The sequence below is a fragment of the Rhodococcus sp. T2V genome (assembly GCF_029269925.1).
Classification (GTDB): domain Bacteria; phylum Actinomycetota; class Actinomycetes; order Mycobacteriales; family Mycobacteriaceae; genus Rhodococcus_F; species Rhodococcus_F koreensis.
The window spans coordinates 1-1,128 of sequence record NZ_JARJBD010000303.1 but is presented as its reverse complement, the minus strand read 5'-3'; the positions used below and the strand labels follow the sequence as shown (position 1 = coordinate 1,128).

1 protein-coding gene and 2 pseudogenes are annotated in these 1,128 nt (G+C 67.6%); 1 reads left to right on the top strand and 2 read right to left on the bottom strand.

The window, feature by feature from the left end:
* Nucleotides 1–257 precede the first annotated feature (257 nt).
* A pseudogene (locus P3H15_RS54035) lies at nt 258–491 on the top strand (hypothetical protein); the annotation flags it as partial.
* Nucleotides 492–558: 67 nt separating this feature from the next.
* Here P3H15_RS54035 and P3H15_RS54030 read toward each other — a convergent pair.
* A pseudogene (locus P3H15_RS54030) lies at nt 559–796 on the bottom strand (gas vesicle protein GvpG).
* A gap of 3 nt (nt 797–799) precedes the next feature.
* Nucleotides 800–1,128 (bottom strand): GvpL/GvpF family gas vesicle protein (locus P3H15_RS54025; protein WP_276144829.1); only part of this gene is annotated, 329 nt, incomplete at its 5' end.

Sequence of the window (1,128 nt, the reverse complement as noted above, 5' to 3'; positions counted from 1 at the left end):
CGATCGCCCAGGAAGTCGTGGGCCTGAGCTGACCGGATCGACCGTCGCCGACCTCTATGGAGCAGCGCCGCTTCACGAGGTCGGCGACCTCTGGGGGACCACGCCTTCGTGGACGCTATCGATGCACCACCCGCTGCCCAACAAGTCAACCGACGTCCGATACACCGATCGGCGACCGGTCATATTCGAGACGGTAACGGAGCACTGTGGCGGGGGGATGGAATACGACACCTTTCGAATATCGCACCCCACCAGTCTTCCGTGCTGCCAACCTGCCCGGACCGTCCCGCCGAGGCACCGTGCCCGCCCACCTGTTCGCGTACCTGCTCGAATACGGAATCATTCCGCGGCTGGGGTGGTCCGGCGCCGACGACGCCGTGCTGTGTCACCAGTGCGACTTCGCCGGCTGCGTCAACCCGCACCACCTGCGATTGGGCAACCAACGCCTCCGGTGCGCCGAGGCGGCCGGACTTCCCCTCACCCTCTGGTAAGGCCGACCGCCGTCTCCGTCTCCGCCGTTGCGGCCGAGCGGGTTTCGGCTTTCCGTGCGCTACTTGCTCAGGGGGTGGCTCCGCCACCGCCCGTCATCTGATCCAGGATCGCCTGCTGTGCCTGCAGTTCCTCTTCCTCGGTGATCTCACCGCGTTCGCGGGCCTCCTCGAGTTCCTCGAGCGCCCGGCGGGCGCGCGCCGGATCGTGCAACTCCTGCTCGACCTGCCGCTGGATCAACTCCGCCAGCGAGATCACCTTTGACCGATTGCAGCGGCAAGGTGACGATGAACGAGAACAGACCCATGCTTCAGCCCTGTCCCTCCGGCTTCGGGGCGACCACGAAGTCGTACGCCGCCTGCGGTCCGAGCAGGCGCATCTCCACCCGCCCGTCCCAGTCCTGGGCCAGCTCCCCGAGCACCTGTTCGAGCTCGTCCTGACGCTCGACGTCGGCGAGGATCGCCACCTGCACGGCCTCCTCCTCGTGCGTGGGTTCACGCACGTTCACCGAAGCGGCGAGGTCGTCGAGCGCCTCGACGACCCTGCGGGTGTCCCGTTCGCGTTTGGCGGCGATCGCGTTGCTCACCAGTTCCCCCAAGGCCATCCGCGCCTGCCGGCCCGCGTCCTCCGACTTGTCGC